Annotated in this window: 13 protein-coding genes and 1 tRNA gene; 6 read left to right on the top strand and 8 right to left on the bottom strand. The window is 66.4% G+C overall.

Features of this window, described 5'->3' with window-relative positions; genetic code table 11:
* Position 1: 1 nt before the first annotated feature.
* A complete protein-coding gene (locus RH90_RS09975; RefSeq protein WP_010185454.1) occupies positions 2-1990 on the bottom strand; it encodes a putative bifunctional diguanylate cyclase/phosphodiesterase in 1989 nt (662 codons plus the stop codon).
* A 193-nt stretch (positions 1991-2183) separates the two neighbouring features.
* On the opposite strand from RH90_RS09975, the gene RH90_RS09970 reads away from it, so the two are divergent.
* Positions 2184-2978, top strand: a complete 795-nt coding sequence (locus RH90_RS09970) for an NAD kinase (RefSeq protein WP_010185453.1) — start codon at positions 2184-2186, stop codon at positions 2976-2978.
* A 50-nt stretch (positions 2979-3028) separates the two neighbouring features.
* Here the strand turns inward: RH90_RS09970 and RH90_RS09965 are convergent.
* The 3 genes from RH90_RS09965 to RH90_RS09955 form a co-directional block, all read right to left on the bottom strand.
* Positions 3029-3103: transfer RNA gene (locus tag RH90_RS09965), tRNA-Asn, on the bottom strand.
* 62 nt (positions 3104-3165) lie between these two features.
* Positions 3166-3696 (bottom strand): DUF2141 domain-containing protein, encoded by a 531-nt coding sequence (locus tag RH90_RS09960; RefSeq protein ID WP_029625212.1) that lies wholly within the window; start codon positions 3694-3696, stop codon positions 3166-3168.
* A 32-nt stretch (positions 3697-3728) separates the two neighbouring features.
* Positions 3729-4289 carry a hypothetical protein gene (locus tag RH90_RS09955; RefSeq protein ID WP_010185451.1) on the bottom strand — a complete coding sequence of 187 codons (561 nt, stop codon included), beginning with the start codon at positions 4287-4289 and terminating at the stop codon, positions 3729-3731.
* A gap of 324 nt (positions 4290-4613) precedes the next feature.
* Here RH90_RS09955 and RH90_RS09950 point away from each other — a divergent pair, with 324 nt between their 5' ends.
* On the top strand, positions 4614-5228 hold the full coding sequence (locus RH90_RS09950; RefSeq protein ID WP_010185449.1) for a CC0125/CC1285 family lipoprotein: 615 nt from the start codon (positions 4614-4616) through the stop codon (positions 5226-5228).
* Positions 5229-5350: 122 nt separating this feature from the next.
* Here the strand turns inward: RH90_RS09950 and RH90_RS09945 are convergent, their stop codons facing one another.
* The 3 genes from RH90_RS09945 to RH90_RS09935 all read right to left on the bottom strand — a co-directional run bounded on the left by RH90_RS09945 (position 5351) and on the right by RH90_RS09935 (position 10847).
* A complete protein-coding gene (locus tag RH90_RS09945; RefSeq protein WP_029625210.1) occupies positions 5351-8548 on the bottom strand; it encodes a TonB-dependent receptor domain-containing protein in 3198 nt (1065 codons plus the stop codon).
* Positions 8549-8748: 200 nt separating this feature from the next.
* Positions 8749-10179: an adenosylhomocysteinase gene (gene ahcY, locus RH90_RS09940; RefSeq protein ID WP_010185446.1), complete on the bottom strand. Its 1431-nt coding sequence runs from the start codon at positions 10177-10179 to the stop codon at positions 8749-8751.
* 95 nt (positions 10180-10274) lie between these two features.
* Complete coding sequence (locus RH90_RS09935) at positions 10275-10847, bottom strand: YqgE/AlgH family protein (RefSeq protein WP_010185445.1); 573 nt, start codon at positions 10845-10847, stop codon at positions 10275-10277.
* Positions 10848-10964: 117 nt separating this feature from the next.
* Between RH90_RS09935 and RH90_RS09930 the strand changes: the two genes are divergently transcribed.
* The 4 genes from RH90_RS09930 (at position 10965) to RH90_RS09915 (ending at position 13928) form a co-directional block, all read left to right on the top strand.
* The gene (locus RH90_RS09930; RefSeq protein WP_010185444.1) at positions 10965-11444 is read left to right on the top strand and encodes a peroxiredoxin; all 480 of its coding nucleotides are present in this window, start codon (positions 10965-10967) and stop codon (positions 11442-11444) included.
* A 113-nt stretch (positions 11445-11557) separates the two neighbouring features.
* Positions 11558-11818 (top strand): hypothetical protein, encoded by a 261-nt coding sequence (locus RH90_RS09925; protein ID WP_010185443.1) that lies wholly within the window; start codon positions 11558-11560, stop codon positions 11816-11818.
* A gap of 75 nt (positions 11819-11893) precedes the next feature.
* Positions 11894-13348, top strand: coding sequence for an AMP nucleosidase (locus RH90_RS09920; RefSeq protein ID WP_010185442.1), 1455 nt, complete (start codon positions 11894-11896; stop codon positions 13346-13348).
* Between the two features lie 70 nt (positions 13349-13418).
* Positions 13419-13928, top strand: a complete 510-nt coding sequence (locus tag RH90_RS09915) for a hypothetical protein (protein ID WP_010185441.1) — start codon at positions 13419-13421, stop codon at positions 13926-13928.
* Positions 13929-14123: 195 nt separating this feature from the next.
* Here RH90_RS09915 and RH90_RS09910 read toward each other — a convergent pair whose 3' ends face one another.
* Complete coding sequence (locus RH90_RS09910; RefSeq protein ID WP_010185440.1) at positions 14124-15962, bottom strand: M2 family metallopeptidase; 1839 nt, start codon at positions 15960-15962, stop codon at positions 14124-14126.
* Positions 15963-15969: the final 7 nt, after the last annotated feature.

Here is a 15969-nt window from a genome sequence, read left to right as displayed (position 1 = left end):
TCTAGCGTTCGACCAGCGCAACCAACGCCTCGAGCGAAAGCGGTTCGGCGCAGAGGAACCCCTGATAGATCTGGCACCCCTCGGCCGCGAGCGCGCCGAGTTGCGCTTCGGTTTCGACCCCTTCGGCGATCACCGTCAGCCCGAGCGAGCGCGCCATGTCGATCACGCCGCGCACCACGATCCGATCGCGCGCGCTGCCGGTGATGTCCTGCGCGAGCTTCTTGTCGATCTTGAGATAATCGAGCGGGAGCGCCTTCAGATAGGCCAGGCTCGAATAGCCCGTCCCGAAATCGTCGATCGCGATCCGGCACCCCGCCCCGCGCAGCAGCGACAGCAAGTTCGACGCGATCCCGAGATCCTCGATCAGCCCGCTCTCGGTGATCTCGAGCGTAAGCCGCGCGCGCGGAAAGCCGCTCGCGTCGACGCGGTCGAGAAACAGGTCGGCAAAGCCCGGCCGCGCGATATCCGCCGCGGTCAGATTGAGCGAGACGCGCAGCCGCGACAGCGCCTCCGGCCAGCGCGCGGTCTGGGCGAGCACGAGCCGCTGGATATGATCCGACAGGCCGATCTCGAGATCGGCACGCGCGGCGGCGGCGAACAGCGTTTCGGCGCCGAGCGTCCCGAGCACACCATGCTCCCAGCGCGCGAGCGCTTCGACCCCGACGATCGCACCGGTCGAGACCGAGACCTGCGGCTGATACAACACGCCGATCTCGCCACGTTCGAGCGCGTGGTTGAGCTCGACCGCGAGCCGGTCGATCGGCGCCTCGGCGCCGTCGGCATCGGCGACGCGCATCGTCGCGGTATCGGACTCGCGCGCCTCGGCGAGCGCCTCGCTCACCCGGCGCAGCAGGCTTGCCGCGCTATCCTCGGGCAAAGCCTCGGCGAGCCCGATCCGGCAACCGAGCACCGCGATCGAATCCCCCGTGACGAACGGACGCGCCATTTCGCTGGCGATCCGTTCGACCGCCAGATCGATCCGCGGCCGGATGCTGCGCGCGGCGACGAGGAAGGTCGATCCGCTCAGCCGGGCGATCAGCGCATCGCGCCCGAGCATGTCGCGCACGACATCGTCGATCCGCTTCTGCGCGCTACCGAGCAAGGCGTCGCCAGCCGCGCGGCCATAAGCGGTGTTGACCATGTCGAAACGGTTGAGCGCGATCAGCATCGCATGCAGCGGCGCGCCCGCTTCGTCCGCCAGTCGCCGCGTCAGCCAGCGCCGTGCGCTGCCGGCGTCGCGCGCGCCGGCGAGCGATTCGCGCAGCTCGGCGGCAGGCTCGGGCGCGCTGCCGAGCGGCTCGACCACCGCATCGATCCGCGCACCCTCGCCGTCGAGCTGGAGATGTTGCACTACGCGCCCGACCGCTGTCAGATCCGAATCATGCGCGAAGGCGGTCGCCGGCCGCGCGGGGGAAATCCGACGGAGCGCGGCCACCGCCGCCGAGCGATCGGCGCGGTCGAGCCGGCGCAGCATCGTGCGGACGCTCGGTTCGTCCTCGGTCGCGAGCAAGGCCGCCAGCCCCGGGGTCAGCACCAGCGTCCGGCTGATCAGATCGTAGCGCCAGCCGAGCGGCGCGAAGACCGGCCCGGCAGCCCATTCGCGCGCCATCCGCTCGGCATGGCGCGCGGCGAAGCGCACCGCGTGGAGGAACTCGGCCTCGCTGAACGGGCTCGCGAGGAAATGCGTCGCCCCGGCGTCGTACAGCGTGGAGATCGTCGCGGTTTCGCCGCGCGACACGAGCGCGAGCAACGCCCCGCCGTTCGCTTCGACCGCGCCGCTCATCGTCCGCGCCGCGGCGATGCCGTCGCCCGGCGCGCCGCGCGCATCGATCACCGCGACCGCGGCGCCGCTCGACAGGAAGCGCCGCTCGGCCCCACCCGCGCGGCGCGCGGCCACCACTTGCCACCCCGCGCCCGCCGCGAGCGACGCCAGTTCGTCGCGCTGTCGGAACGACAGAATGAACAGAGGGGCGTTGTGTGAAACGGTCATGCAACGACCCTAATGCGGCCCCCCGCGTTAAAGAAGAGGGTGTTGGCGCCGCAATCCCTTGTGAGGCCCGACCCAAAGGCTTAGCTCAATCCGAGATGACGCACGCATCCGCCCTTGCCCACCGTTCCGACCGCAAGGGGCATGCGCCGCACATGCCCGCCACGCGGAGGCGCGCCGGGGGTGAGATCGCGATATGACGCCAGCCGCCAATATGGCCGGGCTGCGCCGCGCGCTGGTCGCCTCGCCGACGCAGGTGGCGCAGGAAGCCGGCGCATTGCTCGCCGATGCGCATGATTGGGTCCCGGTCGAGGACGCCGAGCTGATCGTCGCGCTCGGCGGCGACGGCTTCATGCTGCAGACGCTCCACGCGATGCTCGAACGGCGCAAGCCGGTCGTGCCGGTGTTCGGGATGAACCTCGGCACCGTCGGCTTCCTGATGAACGAGTGGCGCCAACACGGGCTCGACGCGCGGCTCGAACGGGTCAAGCCGTTCAAGGTCGTGCCGCTCGCGATGACCGCGACGACGATGGGCGGCGAAAGCTTCGCGCTCCCCGCGATCAACGAAGTCTCCTTGCTGCGCGAGACGCGCCAGACCGCCAAGCTCGAAGTCACCGTCAACGACCGCGTCGTGCTGCCCGAGCTCGCGTGCGACGGCATCCTCGTCGCAACGCCGGCGGGGTCGACCGCCTATAATCTGTCGGCGCAGGGGCCGATCCTGCCGCTCGGCTCGAACATGCTGGCGCTGACGCCGATCAGCCCGTTCCGCCCGCGGCGTTGGCGCGGGGCGATCCTGCCCGACAAGGCGCGCATCACGCTGCGCGTGCTCGAACCGGCCAAGCGCCCGGTCAGCGCGGTTGCCGATCAGCGCGAGATACGCGACGTCGCCTGTGTCGAGATCGGTATCGATCGCACGCGCGAGCTGACGCTGCTGTTCGATCCCGAGCACGCGCTCGACGACCGGATCACGATGGAACAGTTTGCCGCCTGATGGCTGCGGGCCGGCGCTGATGCAGCGCTAAGCCTCGACACTGCGGAAAATGGCTCCCCGAGTTGGATTCGAACCAACGACCAAGTGATTAACAGTCACCTACTCTACCGCTGAGCTATCGGGGAACACTGCAGTGGCGTGCCTATAGCAGCGGGATTCGCTCACGCGCAAGGCCCGCTCGCAGCTTTTATCGAAGCGGGGAAAATCCGCCGAGCCCGCGCAGATACTGGGTCTCGATATCGAGCACCGCGACGCCGGCGCCGACCTCGACCGCGGCATTCGCGACAGAAGGCCGGGCGCGGCCGATCCGGGTGTTGCTGCGCAGACCAACCCCGTCCTGCCAGACATCGAACTTGTCCTGCGCGCGGCGCGAATGGAGCAACAGCAGCGCATAGCGCCCGGGGTGCGGGACGCGGATGCACATCGCGACCTGCCCGGCGACGGGCGCGTCGATCGTCACGCGGCGGAACACCTTGCCCTCCGCGAGCAGCTCGGTGTCGGAGCGCATGAAATCGGTTTCGGTCGCGGGATAGAGCTCGAGCTTGAGCTGCCCGCGGCGATCCTTCAGGTCGAGCACGTTGACCTGGATCGCAGGCCCCCTGCCCGACGTGCAATGCGCCGCATCGGTGCCCATCACCCCGCCCGCCTGTGCCGCGCTCGGCAGCGCCAGCGTTGCGCCAGAGGCGGCCGCGAGGACGTTCAGGATCGTCTTGTGCATCGTCAGTCCCATACCGCGGCGCACGGCCGCCTTCAGAAACGCAGGCCGAACACGAGGTTGGCGATCGGATTCATCCCACCCCGCGCGCGGTTGCTCAGCCGGTCCATCGCGCGCGGCAGATTGGCATTGGCGTTGCCGATCAGGCTGCCGACCTCGACCCCGAACAGCGCATTCTTGACGCTGCTGGTATAACCGACCGTCGCTGCCGGGGTATGCCGGTTGAAGCCGGTGCGCACCGCACCGCCGCTCCCCGGGAGCCGGGGATTGTAGAGCAGCCCCGCCGTGGCCTTTTCGGCATCCTTGAGGAAATTGGCGACTTGAAAGAAGCGCATCCCGGCGGAGAGCCTTAGCCCGCTGCCACCGAGCGGGTAATAATCGATCATCGAACTCGCGAAGCGATGCTGCATCGGCCCGGTCGGATCGCCGAGCGGGTTGAGGCTGGCCGACGTGGTCAGCAGATCGGTGCGGACGCGGAAATCGGGCGCGAGTTTCGCCTCGACCGGGAGCAGCCGTTCGGTCAGCGCCGGCGGCGACGCCGCGAGCGGATCCGCCGGCGCGGCGCTCGCCGCGATCGGCAGCGCTGCGCTCATCATGGCCAACGATACTGCGTACCCATTTCGCATGGCATGTCCCCCGAGCGAGCGCACGGCGCCCCCGCCGTGCAATCGTCCTCGAAGACAGGACGATGCCGTTGCGAAAGAACCGCCCCGGACCTTCCACGCCTGCGACAAAACGGTTCGTCGCATCGACGAAACGAAGGCGCACGCTTCACGCCGCTGTCAGATTCCATTCATGTCCATTGGACTATCGGACGTGCGACCAGAAGATTCGCCGGAGCCTTGCGTCCCCTCGATCGTTCTGCGCTTCATGGCCCGCACGGCTCGGTTCGCCGCACTGGACCGCCTCTGGAGATCGAAATGCCGACAGCTTCCCCAACGCTCAGAAAATCCCTGGCGGCCGCGCTTGGCGCCGTCACCCTGTTGACCTCGGCCTGTGCCACCGAATCGACCTATCAGCCCGCGGTCGGCCACGGCTTCGAACGCTCGGGCTATAGCGACCGCCAGATCGAGGCGAACCGCTTCATGGTCAGCTTCTCGGGCAACAGCTATACCGCACGCGACACGGTCGAGAAATATCTGCTGTACCGCGCTGCCGAGCTGACCGTGCAGAACGGCGCCGATTATTTCGTCTTCGCCGATCGGGGCGTCGACAAGCAGACCCGGACCTACACCACGCCCGGGATCGGCGGCTATGGCGGCTATGGTGGCTTCGGCTATGGCGGCGGGTTCGGCGGGGGCTATTGGGGCCCGAGCTGGCGCTATCGCGGCCGCGGCTTCGGCTGGCGCAGCTGGGACCCGTATTTCGGCGACCCCTTCTTCGATCGCGGGATCGATGTCACGACGATCGACAAATACGAAGCCAATGCCGAGATCGTGATCGGCAAGGGTCCCAAGCCCGCCAACAACATCCGTGCGTTCGACGCGCATGAGGTGATCGCGCACCTCGGGCCGACGATCGTCACGCCCAAGTAATCGCCACGCCCGGTCGCGCGAGCGCGACCGGGCGGCGCTGGTGGACACGAAAAAGCCGCAGCCGCGCGAAGCGGATGCGGCTTTTTTTGGCCCGCGCCGGGGACGCGGACCCTTCGAACCGCCTAGAAGCGGAGCTGCACGCTCGCGACGAACCGCCGACCGAGCAGATCGCTGTAGCTCGCCGGAATGATGTAATCGCCGAACTTCTGGCCACGGCGATCGAGCAGGTTCGTCACCGAGAAGGTGAACCGATAGGTCTTGTCGACGAGGAAGTAGAAGGACGGATTGATCGTGATCGACGAATCGAGCTTGTCGAACTCGCGCAGGTCGGGGCCGCGCGCTGCCCGGGTGAACAGGATTTCCCCGGTATAGTTGAACGACCAGTTCGTCCCGAACTTGTCGCCACGATAGCCGACGTTCAACTGACCCGCGAAGGTCGGATCGGACAGGTTGCCGCCGGTCAGGGTGCCGTCGGTCCGCACGGGTGCGACGCCGGTGTTATCGACCACGCGCTTGGCGGTGTAGAGCATGTTTCCGTCGATCTCGAACCGGCCCGGCAGATGCAGCCCGGTCAAAGCGGTCGAATAGCCGATCGTTCCCTGGATTCCTTCGAACAGGTTGCGCGCGCCGTTGACATATCCTGCCGAAACGCCGGGATTTGCAGGATCGTTGACGACCTGACCCGCGATATCATTGCCGCGCGCGTCACGCGTACCGACCGGATAGCGCTTGATGAACGAGCAATAGGAATTGCCGTTGGCGGGATCAGCGGCGTTGAAGGTCGAATTGTCGAAACAGGCCGAGGCGATATCGTCGACCGAGAGCTGGACGATCGGATCCTTGATGTTGATCCGGACGTAATCGGCGCTGATCGAAAGACCGCGGATCCAGTGCGGCTGGAACACCGCGCCGACCGTGAAGCTGTTGGCGACTTCGTTGCGCAGATTGGGGTTGCCGCCCGACAGCGACGGAACCGTGGCGCCTTCTGCCTGCAGCGGCGTCGCGTTCGGGTAGACGGCGAGGAAGGCCTTGCAGTTCGCGGTCCGTGTCGCCGGAGCCGCACCCTGCAGCTGCGCCGCCGCCGTGCAGAGGTCGGGGACCGAGCTGAATGCGGACGAAATCGGGAGGAACAGTTCGGTGATCGCGGGCGCGCGGAACGACTTAGTGAAGTTCCCGCGGAACTGGATGTCGCGCACCGGCGAGATCGTCCCGCCCACCGCCCAGGAGAAGAAACCGCCGTTGGTCGAATTATCGACATAGCGCCCGCGTGCGAACACTTCCGCCCGGTTGAGGAACGACAGGCCGTTCTCGGGAGTGACCAGCGGGACGTTGACTTCGCCGAAGACCTCGTTGGTGTGATATCCGCCCGAGACCGGCGATACCGGCGAACTGCGCCCAAGCCCTTGCTGCTCGAACTGGCTCGGGATGAAATCGCCGCGCTCGTCGCGATGTTCATAGCCGACGTTAAAGCCGACATCGTTGCCGAACAGCGAGAACGGGCTGCCGCCGACGTTGGCGTTAATCACCCATTGCGTCAGATTGGTGCGCGAGCGGTTGGTGGCGATGACATAGTCCTTCGCCGCCTGGCTCGCACGGCCTTCGCCCAGCAGGTTGAGCGGAACGCACGCGGCATCGGCGATGGGCGTGATGCCCGATTGATCGCTGAAGCCATAGACGTTGGTCGGGTTGGTCGTGCAGACCACCTGCCCTGCACCGTTGGTCGTATAATTGACCGCGTTGATGAAGCGCTGCGCGTCGATGTCCTGATGGACGTCGGTGATCTCCGAACGACCGTAATTGCCGCTCACTTCATAGGTGAACGACCGCGAACCGACGTTGAACGCGCCGCGGAAGCCCGCCACGCCGCGATACAAATTGGTGCTGTTGTAGCCGGCCGTGTCCGCCAGATCGGCCGAGGCGCGCGAGACTTCGAAGGTCGTCACGCCCGCGGCGGTCAGCGTCGCGCGGGCCTGCGGGGTCAGGAAGGGGTTGGAGATATCATAGAGCAACGCGCCGCTCGTTCCGCCGAACAGGCCGGCGTTGAAGGTCGGCTGGGTGACCAGCTGGTTGGTCCGCGAATGATAATATTCCCCCTCGGCGAAGAATTTGAGCGCCGGCGAGAAATCATAATTGAGGAAGCCGTTGAACGTGTCGCGCGTCACATTGCCGGTGATCTGCGAATAATCGTTGAAGCGGAAGCCGTCCCCGCCGCTCGCATAGATCGAGGGGAAGCGGATGCCGGTGTTGAACGGGCTGAGATTGCCGTCGGGACCGAACTTCAGGCCGCCCGCGGTCGTGCTGAGCACCTGGGTGCCGGCGCCATTCTCGGCATAGTCGATCAGGCCGCCACGGCTGAGCTGGAAGATGCTGATGTCGCGCACCACGACCGTGCCAGGGAAGCCGTCGGTCGTGCTGTTGTTATAGCCGATCGAGGGGTCGATGCGGCCGTCATTTGCGGCCGGGAAGCCAGGACCGCGCAGCGTTGCGGCGGCAGCCGACGTCGGGTTGGTGGCGTTGCCGAGATTGTCGCGCAGGAAGGCGCGGTCGTTATACGCCACCCCCCGCACGTCGTCGCGCGAATAGGACAGCGTGATGTTGCCGCGCCCGCCGTCGAAGTCGGCGCCGCCGAGGATCGCGGCGTTATAGCGGAAGTTGTCGCTCTCGCCCGTGATGCCCGAATTCGCCTGGACCAGCAGCCCCTTGTAGCGGTTCTTCAGGATGACGTTCACGGTGCCCGCGATCGCATCCGAGCCATAGACCGGAGCGCCACCGACCGAGACGGTATCGATATGGTCGATCAGGATCGTCGGGATCACGTTGAGATCGACCTGTGTGCCGGCGGCCGCGTCGCCGAACAGGCTCGGCGAGTTCGAGCTGACGAACCGCCGCCCGTTGACGAGCGTCAGCGTGCGGTTCGACCCGATCCCGAAGCCGTTGACGAAATTGACGCCCTGGCCATAGCTGCCCTGCGGGCCATTGGGGGTGACGCTGCCGCGGAAGCCAGGCTGCTCGTTGAGCGCATCGGCAACGTTGGTGAGACCGCGATTTTCGACGTAATCGCGCGTCACGGTCACGGTCGGCTCGAGCGAGGTCAAATTGCGGCGCGGAATGCGCGACCCGGTAACGACGATCTCGCTCCCCGCGGACCGGCCCTCGGCGTCAACGGTGTTCGAAGGTGTGATCGCCGCTGGGTCGGGCGCCTGTCCGGCAACCGGCTTTTCCGATTGCGCCAAGGCGGGCGAGGCGCCGACGACGGAGAGCGCGAGCAAAGACGAAGACACGATCAATGCAGCGCGGCGACGAGATGGAACGATAGCCATTGGGGACCCCTTCTATTGATCTATTTTTAGATCTTGAGGCAGGATCACCAGCGCGCAGCGCTTTGGCAACAAGTCGTTCACATAGAGTACATATTACCGTAACAGTGTGACACGGGTGTCACAAAAAAGCCGCATCGGACCTAAGGTCCGATGCGGCCGTTTGTTACGCGATCGCATCGTCTCCGACGACGCGTTGCGTCTTAGTATCGGTAGTGGTCGGGCTTGAACGGGCCTTCCACCGGGACGCCGATGTAACCAGCCTGCTTCGGGGTGAGCTGCGACAGCTTGACGCCGAGCTTTTCGAGATGCAGCGCGGCGACCTTCTCGTCGAGGTGCTTCGGCAGAACGTAGACTTCGTTCTTGTAGGTCTCGCCCTTGGTCCACAGCTCGATCTGCGCGAGCGTCTGGTTGGTGAACGACGCCGACATGACGAACGAAGGATGGCCCGTCGCGCAGCCGAGGTTGACCAGGCGGCCCTTGGCAAGGATCAGGATCTGCTTGCCGTCGGGGAACTTCACCAGGTCGGTGCCCGGCTTCACTTCGTCCCACTCATAGTTTGACAGCGCGGCGATCTGGATCTCCGAGTCGAAATGGCCGATGTTGCAGACGATCGACATCGGCTTCATCGCCCGCATGTGATCGGCGGTGATGACGTCGGCATTGCCCGTCGCCGTCACGAAGATGTCGGCGCGCGTCACGGCCTCTTCCATCGTCACGACTTCGAAGCCTTCCATCGCCGCCTGCAGCGCGCAGATCGGATCGACTTCGGTCACCATCACGCGCGCGCCGCCGTTGCGGAGCGACTGCGCCGACCCCTTGCCGACGTCACCGAAGCCGGCGACGCAGGCGATCTTGCCGGCGAGCATCACGTCGGTCGCGCGGCGGATCGCATCGACCAGCGATTCCTTGCAGCCGTAGAGGTTGTCGAACTTCGACTTCGTCACCGAGTCGTTGACGTTGATCGCCGGGAACGGCAGCTCGCCCTTCTTGGCGATCTCGTACAGGCGGTGGACGCCCGTCGTAGTCTCTTCCGAAACGCCCTTCAGGTTCTTGACGGTCTCGGTCAGGTAACCGGGATACTTCGCGACGAACGCCTTCAGCGCGCGCTGGAATTCGACTTCCTCGTCATTCTCGGGCTCGCCCATCGTGTGGCCGGCTTCGAGCTTGGCGCCCCACAGTGCGAACATCGTCGCGTCGCCGCCATCGTCGAGGATGATGTTGGCGGTCTGGCCGTCCGTATCGGCACCCCAGTTGAAGATGTCGCCGACATAGTTCCAGTAATCGGCGAGGCTCTCGCCCTTGATCGCGAACACGGGGACACCCGTCGCGGCGATCGCGGCGGCGGCATGATCCTGCGTCGAGAAGATGTTGCACGTCGCCCAGCGGACGTCGGCGCCGAGCGCGGTCAGAGTCTCGATCAGCACCGCGGTCTGGATCGTCATGTGAAGCGAACCGGTGATACGCGCGCCCTTCAAAGGCTGCGACGCGGCGAATTCCTCGCGCAGCGCCATCAGGCCGGGCATCTCGGTCTCGGCGATGTTGATTTCCTTGCGACCAAAATCGGCAAGCGTGATGTCGGCGACGACATAGTCGCCGGCTTTGTCGGTCGGGCGGTCGAGAACGGTGGCCACGGGGCTATCTCCGGTTATGTGATGCCGCGCCCCGTAGCGCGAACCGCGCTGCGGATCAAATATAAAGATATCTTTATGTGTTGATCGGGAGACGCTCAGGCGCGTCCGGTCTCGCTGACGAGCAGCCGCGGATCGATCCCCGCCGTCGCGAACCCGGCCTGCCAGCGCGCGTCGGCGGCGACGTCGTAGAGCAGGTCGGGCGTCGCGGCGACGTTGAACCAGCCGTGGCGCGTCATCTCCCCGTCGAGCTGCCCCTCGCCCCACCCGGCATAGCCGAGTGCCACGAGCCAGCGCGACGGGCCTCGCCCCTCGGCGATCGCCTTGAGCACGTCGATCGTCCCCGACAGGCCCCACAGCGCGCGCGCCCCGCCGATCACCTCGATCGTATCCTGCCCGGCCCAGTCGAGCGTATGCAGCACGAAGCCGCGCCGCGGTTCGACCGGCCCGCCGAGATGCACCGCCGCGTCGGGGGCGACGCCGGGATCGATCTCGAGCTGTTCGAGCACCGCGTGCAGGCCGAGCCCGTCGATCGTCGTCCCCACGCCGATGCCCAGCGCGCCCTCCTCGTCATGGGCGCACATCGCAATCACCGCATGGTCGAACCGCGAGTCGCCGATTCCCGGCATCGCCAGCAGGAATTGCCCGGTGAGAAAGGTCGCTTGCTCCATCGTGCCAACATAGGCTGACGGTGCGCGACCTGCTACGCTTGAAATTGGCGAAAGCCTGTACGACGTACGGCCCGCCGCCCGCGCACTCCTTGCCGGGCGACAATAGGAGAGATTCCCATGACGATCAGCGTCGGCGACCGCATCCCGAGCGTCACCCTCACCAAGGCCACGGCCGATGGCCCCGATCAGATCAGCTCGGACGAGTTCTTCAAGGGCCGCAAGGTCGCACTGGTCGCAGTGCCCGGCGCCTTCACCCCGACCTGCTCGGCGCGCCATCTGCCCGGCTTCGTCGACAAGGCCGACGAGCTCAAGGCGAAGGGCGTCGACGAGATCGCCTTCACCTCGGTCAACGACGCTTTCGTGATGAACGCCTGGGGCAAGGCCAGCGACGCGAGCGCCATCGTCATGCTGGCAGACGGCAATGCCGATTTCGCCAAAGCGGTTGGGCTGACCTTCGACGGCTCGAAGTTCGGCATGGGCGAGCGCAGCCAGCGTTACTCGATGCTTGTCAACGATGGTGTCGTCGAGCAGCTCAACGTCGAAGCGCCCGGCGCGTTCGAAGTGTCGTCGGCCGAGCATCTGCTGAGCGAGATCTAAGCCCGCGGGCGGCGAAGCGAGCGATTGCGACGCTGCGTCGTTTCGCACCCGGGAACTCGGCCGGTGTCAATGAGTTGCTAGCTGTTGAGTCCATTCGAACCAGGGGCAGTACGATGAGCGACAAGCAGACCGATTCGACCAAGTCCTCCGCCACCACGAGCGAAACGATCATCGAACAGGCCGAAGGTCTGTTCGAGCAGGCCAAGGAGGCCGTGTCCGAGGCCTTTACGGCAACGGTCGATGCCGCCAAGGCCAACCCGCTCGCGGCCGCCGGGATCGCGGCGGGTGCGGCGGCGGCGATTGCCGGCGCGGCGTTCGGGGCGAGCAAGCTGCTCGCCAAGGATGGCGAGACCGACAGCGCCGAGAAAGCATAATATCGCGCGCCATCCCGGCTCGGGCCGGGGTGGCGCCGACTTGCCAGCGTAACCTTCGCGCATTAGCCCACTGCGATGACGCACGCATCCGACATCGTCGCCGAGCTCGATCGCCTCTATCGCGCGTCGGTGGCGCGGTTGCAGAGCGCGCTCACCGCTTATATCGCCACCGGCGAGCGCCCCGCCCCCGAAACGCGCCACGACGGCAGTTTCGCCTATCCCGAAATTCATCTGCACTATCGCGGCGGCAGCGACCGGCCCACGCCGATGCGCTCGTTCGGGCGGCTGGTGACCGAGGGCGATTATGCGATCAGCGTGACCAAGCCCGCGATCTTCGCCGATTACCTCATCGAGCAATTGACGCTGTTGATCGAGGATTACGACGTCACGGTCGAAGCCGTGCCCGGGCGCCAGGAAATTCCCTTCCCTTATGTCATCGACCCTGGTCACGCGTTGAGCCTCGACCAGATCTCGGCGGTCGAGCTGGCGCGGCATTTCCCGGCGACCGAACTCGCGCATATCGGTGACGAGATCGCCGACGGACTCTATGAAGTGAGCGACGGCGCCCGCCCGCTCGCGCTGTTCGACGGTCTGCGGACCGATTTCTCGCTCGCGCGGTTGCGGCATTACACCGGGACGCCGCCCGAGCATGTCCAACGCTATGTGCTGTTCACCAACTATCACCGCTATGTCGACGAATTCGTCCGTTGGGCGTTCGGCCAGCTCGCGCCCGATGCCGCGGGTAAGCCGTCGCGCTACACCGGCGTCTCCGGCGCGGGCGGGGTGTTGCTGCGCGCCGGCGACGATGTCGAGGCCGCGCTCGCCGACACCAGCGCATGGCGGCGGCACCAGATGCCGGCCTATCACCTGATCGCGGAGGACGGCACCGGCATCACGCTCGTCAACATCGGCGTCGGCCCGTCTAACGCCAAGACGATCTGCGACCATCTCGCGGTGCTGCGGCCCGAGGCGTGGCTGATGATCGGCCATTGTGGCGGGCTGCGGCCGAGCCAGCGGATCGGCGACTATGTCCTGGCGCACGCCTATCTGCGCGACGATCACGTGCTCGACGACGTGCTGCCGCCTGCGATCCCCGTGCCGGCGATCGCCGAGGTGCAGCTCGCGCTCGCGCGCGCCGCCGAGACGATCTCGGGGCAGAGCGGCGAGGAACTCAAGCGGCGGCTGCGCACCGGGACGATCGTCACCACCGACGATCGCAACTGGGAGCTGCAATATTCGCGCAGCGCGCTCCGCTTCTCGCTCAGTCGCGCGGTCGGGATCGACATGGAATCCGCGACGATCGCGGCGCAGGGCTATCGCTTCCGCGTGCCCTACGGGACGCTGCTGTGCGTGTCCGACAAGCCGCTGCACGGGGAACTCAAGCTGCCGGGCCAGGCCAACCGCTTCTACGAGCGCGCGATCAGCGAGCATATGCGGATCGGCATCGAAGCGTGCGAGGAGTTGCGCCGCGAGGGCAAGAAGCTCCACAGCCGCAAGCTGCGCGCGTTCAACGAACCGCCGTTCCGCTGAGGCTGCGAGGCCTGGCGGAAACCGTTGCGGTTTCGTGCGTTACGCAAGCTCAACGAATAGGGAGCGCTCCATGGCAACGCCGCCGAAAAAACCGACCGATACCGAGTCCAAGCGCCCTGCGGCGGACACGTCCGCAACGCCGTCCAAGGATGCGACGCCGTCCAAGCCGAAGGCCGCGACCCCGCGCAAGGCTTCGGCGAGCGGCAAGGCGCCCGCTGACGCCCCGGTAAAGGCGCCCGCCGCCAAAACCCCGGCGCCGCGCAAGCCCGCTAAGCCGCGTCCGACCACCACCACCCGCGCTACGGCAACCACGCCCAAGACCGCGCGCAAGGCGCCGGCCAAGAAGGCCGCCGCCGCGCCGACGCCCGCCAAATCGGGGAGCCGCTGGGGCAAGGCGGGCGTCGTCGGCGGGATCGCGGCGATCGGCGCCGCCGCCACCGCTGCGCTCTTCGCGCTACGCAGCAGCACGGCCCGCGACGCCAAGCTCAACCCCGGCGAACATGCGCATCAGGCCGACGGCAGCGATTCGAGCGCGTCGTTCGAAGCGGGGATCGCCGACGAGGGTACGATCCCCGAGTGAGCGGCCATAGCCCCCGGCTTCGCGCCGGGGACGGCTGGCCCATTTGCAAGCGAACGGGGCCGCTACGCTTCCAACAGCGCCGCTTCGATCGCTTTCAAAACAACGCTCACTTCGGCCGAAGAGGCGTCAGCCGCGAGATCGCCGTGAACGATGCGGTTACGCAATGAGACCAGAGGCGTGAGCCGTTGGTCGAACCTACCAGCCCTGCGGCTTCCCCTGGTTCTGCTTGTCCAACCATGCCTTCAGCGGGGCGAAATAGTCGACCATCGCCTGCCCCGACAGTTCGCGGCTGCCGGTGAACGCCTGAAGCGCCTCGGGCCACGGCTTCGACTGACCCATTGCCAACATCGCGTCGAGCTTCGCGCCGACCTCCTTGTTGCCGTAGAACGAGCAGCGATGCAGCGGCCCGGTCCAGCCCGATTGCTTGCACGCCGCCTGGTAGAACTGGAACTGGTAGAGCCGCGCGAGGAAGTAGCGCGCATAGGGCACGCTCGCTGCGACATGGTATTTCGCGCCCGGATCGAAGCGCGTCTCGTCGCGCGCGACCGGCGGGATGATGCCCTGATACTTCAGCCGCAGGTCGTTCCAGCTCTTCTCATACTGGCTCGCGGGCGTCGCGCCCGAAAAGACGCCCCAGCGCCATTTGTCGATCAAAAGGCCGAACGGCAGGAACGCGACCTTGTCCATCGCCTGCTTGAGCAGCAGGCCGATATCCTTGTCGGGGCTCGGCACCTTGGCGGGATCGAGCAGGCCGATCTTGACCAGATAATCGGGCGTGATCGACAGCGCGACGAAATCGCCGATCGCCTCATGGAAGCCGTCGTTCGCGCCGTTGCGGTAGAGAAAGGGCTGTGTGTTGTAGGCGCGCTGGTAATAGTTGTGCCCCATCTCGTGATGGATCGTGACGAAGTCGTCGCCATTGACCTTGGTGCACATCTTGATGCGCACGTCGGCGACGCTGTCGACGTCCCACGCCGAGGCGTGGCACACGACCTCGCGGTCGGCGGGCTTGACGATCTGCGAGCGCGCCCAGAAGGTCTCGGGCAGCGGCTTGAAGCCGAGCGAGGAGTAGAAGCCCTCGCCGGTCTTGAACATCTTGATCGGATCGTAGCGCTTGGCGCGGAGCAGATCGCCGACGTCGTACCCGACATCGCCCGCCCCCGCAGGCGCGACGACGTCATAGATGTTGCCCCATTCCTGCGCCCACATGTTCCCGAGCAGATCGGCGCGGATCGGGCCGGTCTTGGGCTGCACCGCGTCGCCATATTTGGCGTTGAGCTTCCAACGGACATAGGTGTGGAGCGCCTGATAGAGCGGCTCGACCTGCTTCCACAGCGTGTCGGTGGTCGCCTCGAACTGCGCGGGCGTCATGTCGTAGCCCGAGCGCCACAATGCGCCGACATCGGCATAGCCGAGCCCCTTCGCACCCTGGTTGGCGATGACGACCTCGCGCGCGAAATCCTTGCGCATCGGCGCGCCGACCTGGTCGTGCCAGCTGACCCACATCTCCTTCGACTTGGCCGGATCGCGCACCGTGCCCATTGCCGCCTCGATATCGCTGCCGTTGATCGGCTTGCCGTCGAGCGTGCCCTTGCCCTTGCCGTAATCGGAGCCGAGCTTGGTGACGATCGTCGACAGCTCGGATGCGGCACCGGGCGTGGTCGGCGCGGGCAGCGTCAGCCCGTTGCGGAGCAGGTCGATCTTGCGCTTGGTGTCGAACGACAGGTCCGGCACGCTCGCGTATTTCGCCGCCTCGAGCGCGAGGCGGACCTGCATTTCGGTCCCCTCTGCGCCGAACTTGGCGGCGATCGCGTCGGTATCGTCGGTGATGTAAGTCGCGTTGATCCACGCCGCCTGCTGCGCGGGGGTCGAGAAATCGGCGAGCTCCTTCTCGGCGCGCGCGACGAATGCGTCTGCCTCGGCGGTGGTCGGCGTCGCGGTAGCGGCGGAAGGTACCGGCGCGGTGGCGGCGAGCGCCGGGGTGGTCGCCAGCCCGAGAACGAGCGCGAGCGAAGAAATACCGGTACGGATCATGGAGGCC

It is taken from the genome of Sphingomonas sp. PAMC 26605 (assembly GCF_000241485.1).
Taxonomy (GTDB): Bacteria; Pseudomonadota; Alphaproteobacteria; order Sphingomonadales; family Sphingomonadaceae; genus Sphingomonas.
The sequence above is the reverse complement of the archived record's forward strand: the minus strand, read 5'-3'. Positions and strand labels throughout refer to the sequence as shown.

Excerpts from the sequence above, each read along its gene's own strand:
- RH90_RS09975 (WP_010185454.1), bottom strand. The coding sequence starts at position 1,990 with ATGACCGTTTCACACAACGCCCCTCTGTTCATTCTGTCGTTCCGACAG.
- RH90_RS09970 (WP_010185453.1), top strand. The coding sequence starts at position 2,184 with ATGACGCCAGCCGCCAATATGGCCGGGCTGCGCCGCGCGCTGGTCGCC.
- RH90_RS09960 (WP_029625212.1), bottom strand. The coding sequence starts at position 3,696 with ATGCACAAGACGATCCTGAACGTCCTCGCGGCCGCCTCTGGCGCAACG.
- RH90_RS09955 (WP_010185451.1), bottom strand. The coding sequence starts at position 4,289 with ATGATGAGCGCAGCGCTGCCGATCGCGGCGAGCGCCGCGCCGGCGGAT.
- RH90_RS09950 (WP_010185449.1), top strand. The coding sequence starts at position 4,614 with ATGCCGACAGCTTCCCCAACGCTCAGAAAATCCCTGGCGGCCGCGCTT.
- RH90_RS09945 (WP_029625210.1), bottom strand. The coding sequence starts at position 8,548 with ATGGCTATCGTTCCATCTCGTCGCCGCGCTGCATTGATCGTGTCTTCG.
- RH90_RS09935 (WP_010185445.1), bottom strand. The coding sequence starts at position 10,847 with ATGGAGCAAGCGACCTTTCTCACCGGGCAATTCCTGCTGGCGATGCCG.
- RH90_RS09930 (WP_010185444.1), top strand. The coding sequence starts at position 10,965 with ATGACGATCAGCGTCGGCGACCGCATCCCGAGCGTCACCCTCACCAAG.
- RH90_RS09925 (WP_010185443.1), top strand. The coding sequence starts at position 11,558 with ATGAGCGACAAGCAGACCGATTCGACCAAGTCCTCCGCCACCACGAGC.
- RH90_RS09920 (WP_010185442.1), top strand. The coding sequence starts at position 11,894 with ATGACGCACGCATCCGACATCGTCGCCGAGCTCGATCGCCTCTATCGC.
- RH90_RS09915 (WP_010185441.1), top strand. The coding sequence starts at position 13,419 with ATGGCAACGCCGCCGAAAAAACCGACCGATACCGAGTCCAAGCGCCCT.
- RH90_RS09910 (WP_010185440.1), bottom strand. The coding sequence starts at position 15,962 with ATGATCCGTACCGGTATTTCTTCGCTCGCGCTCGTTCTCGGGCTGGCG.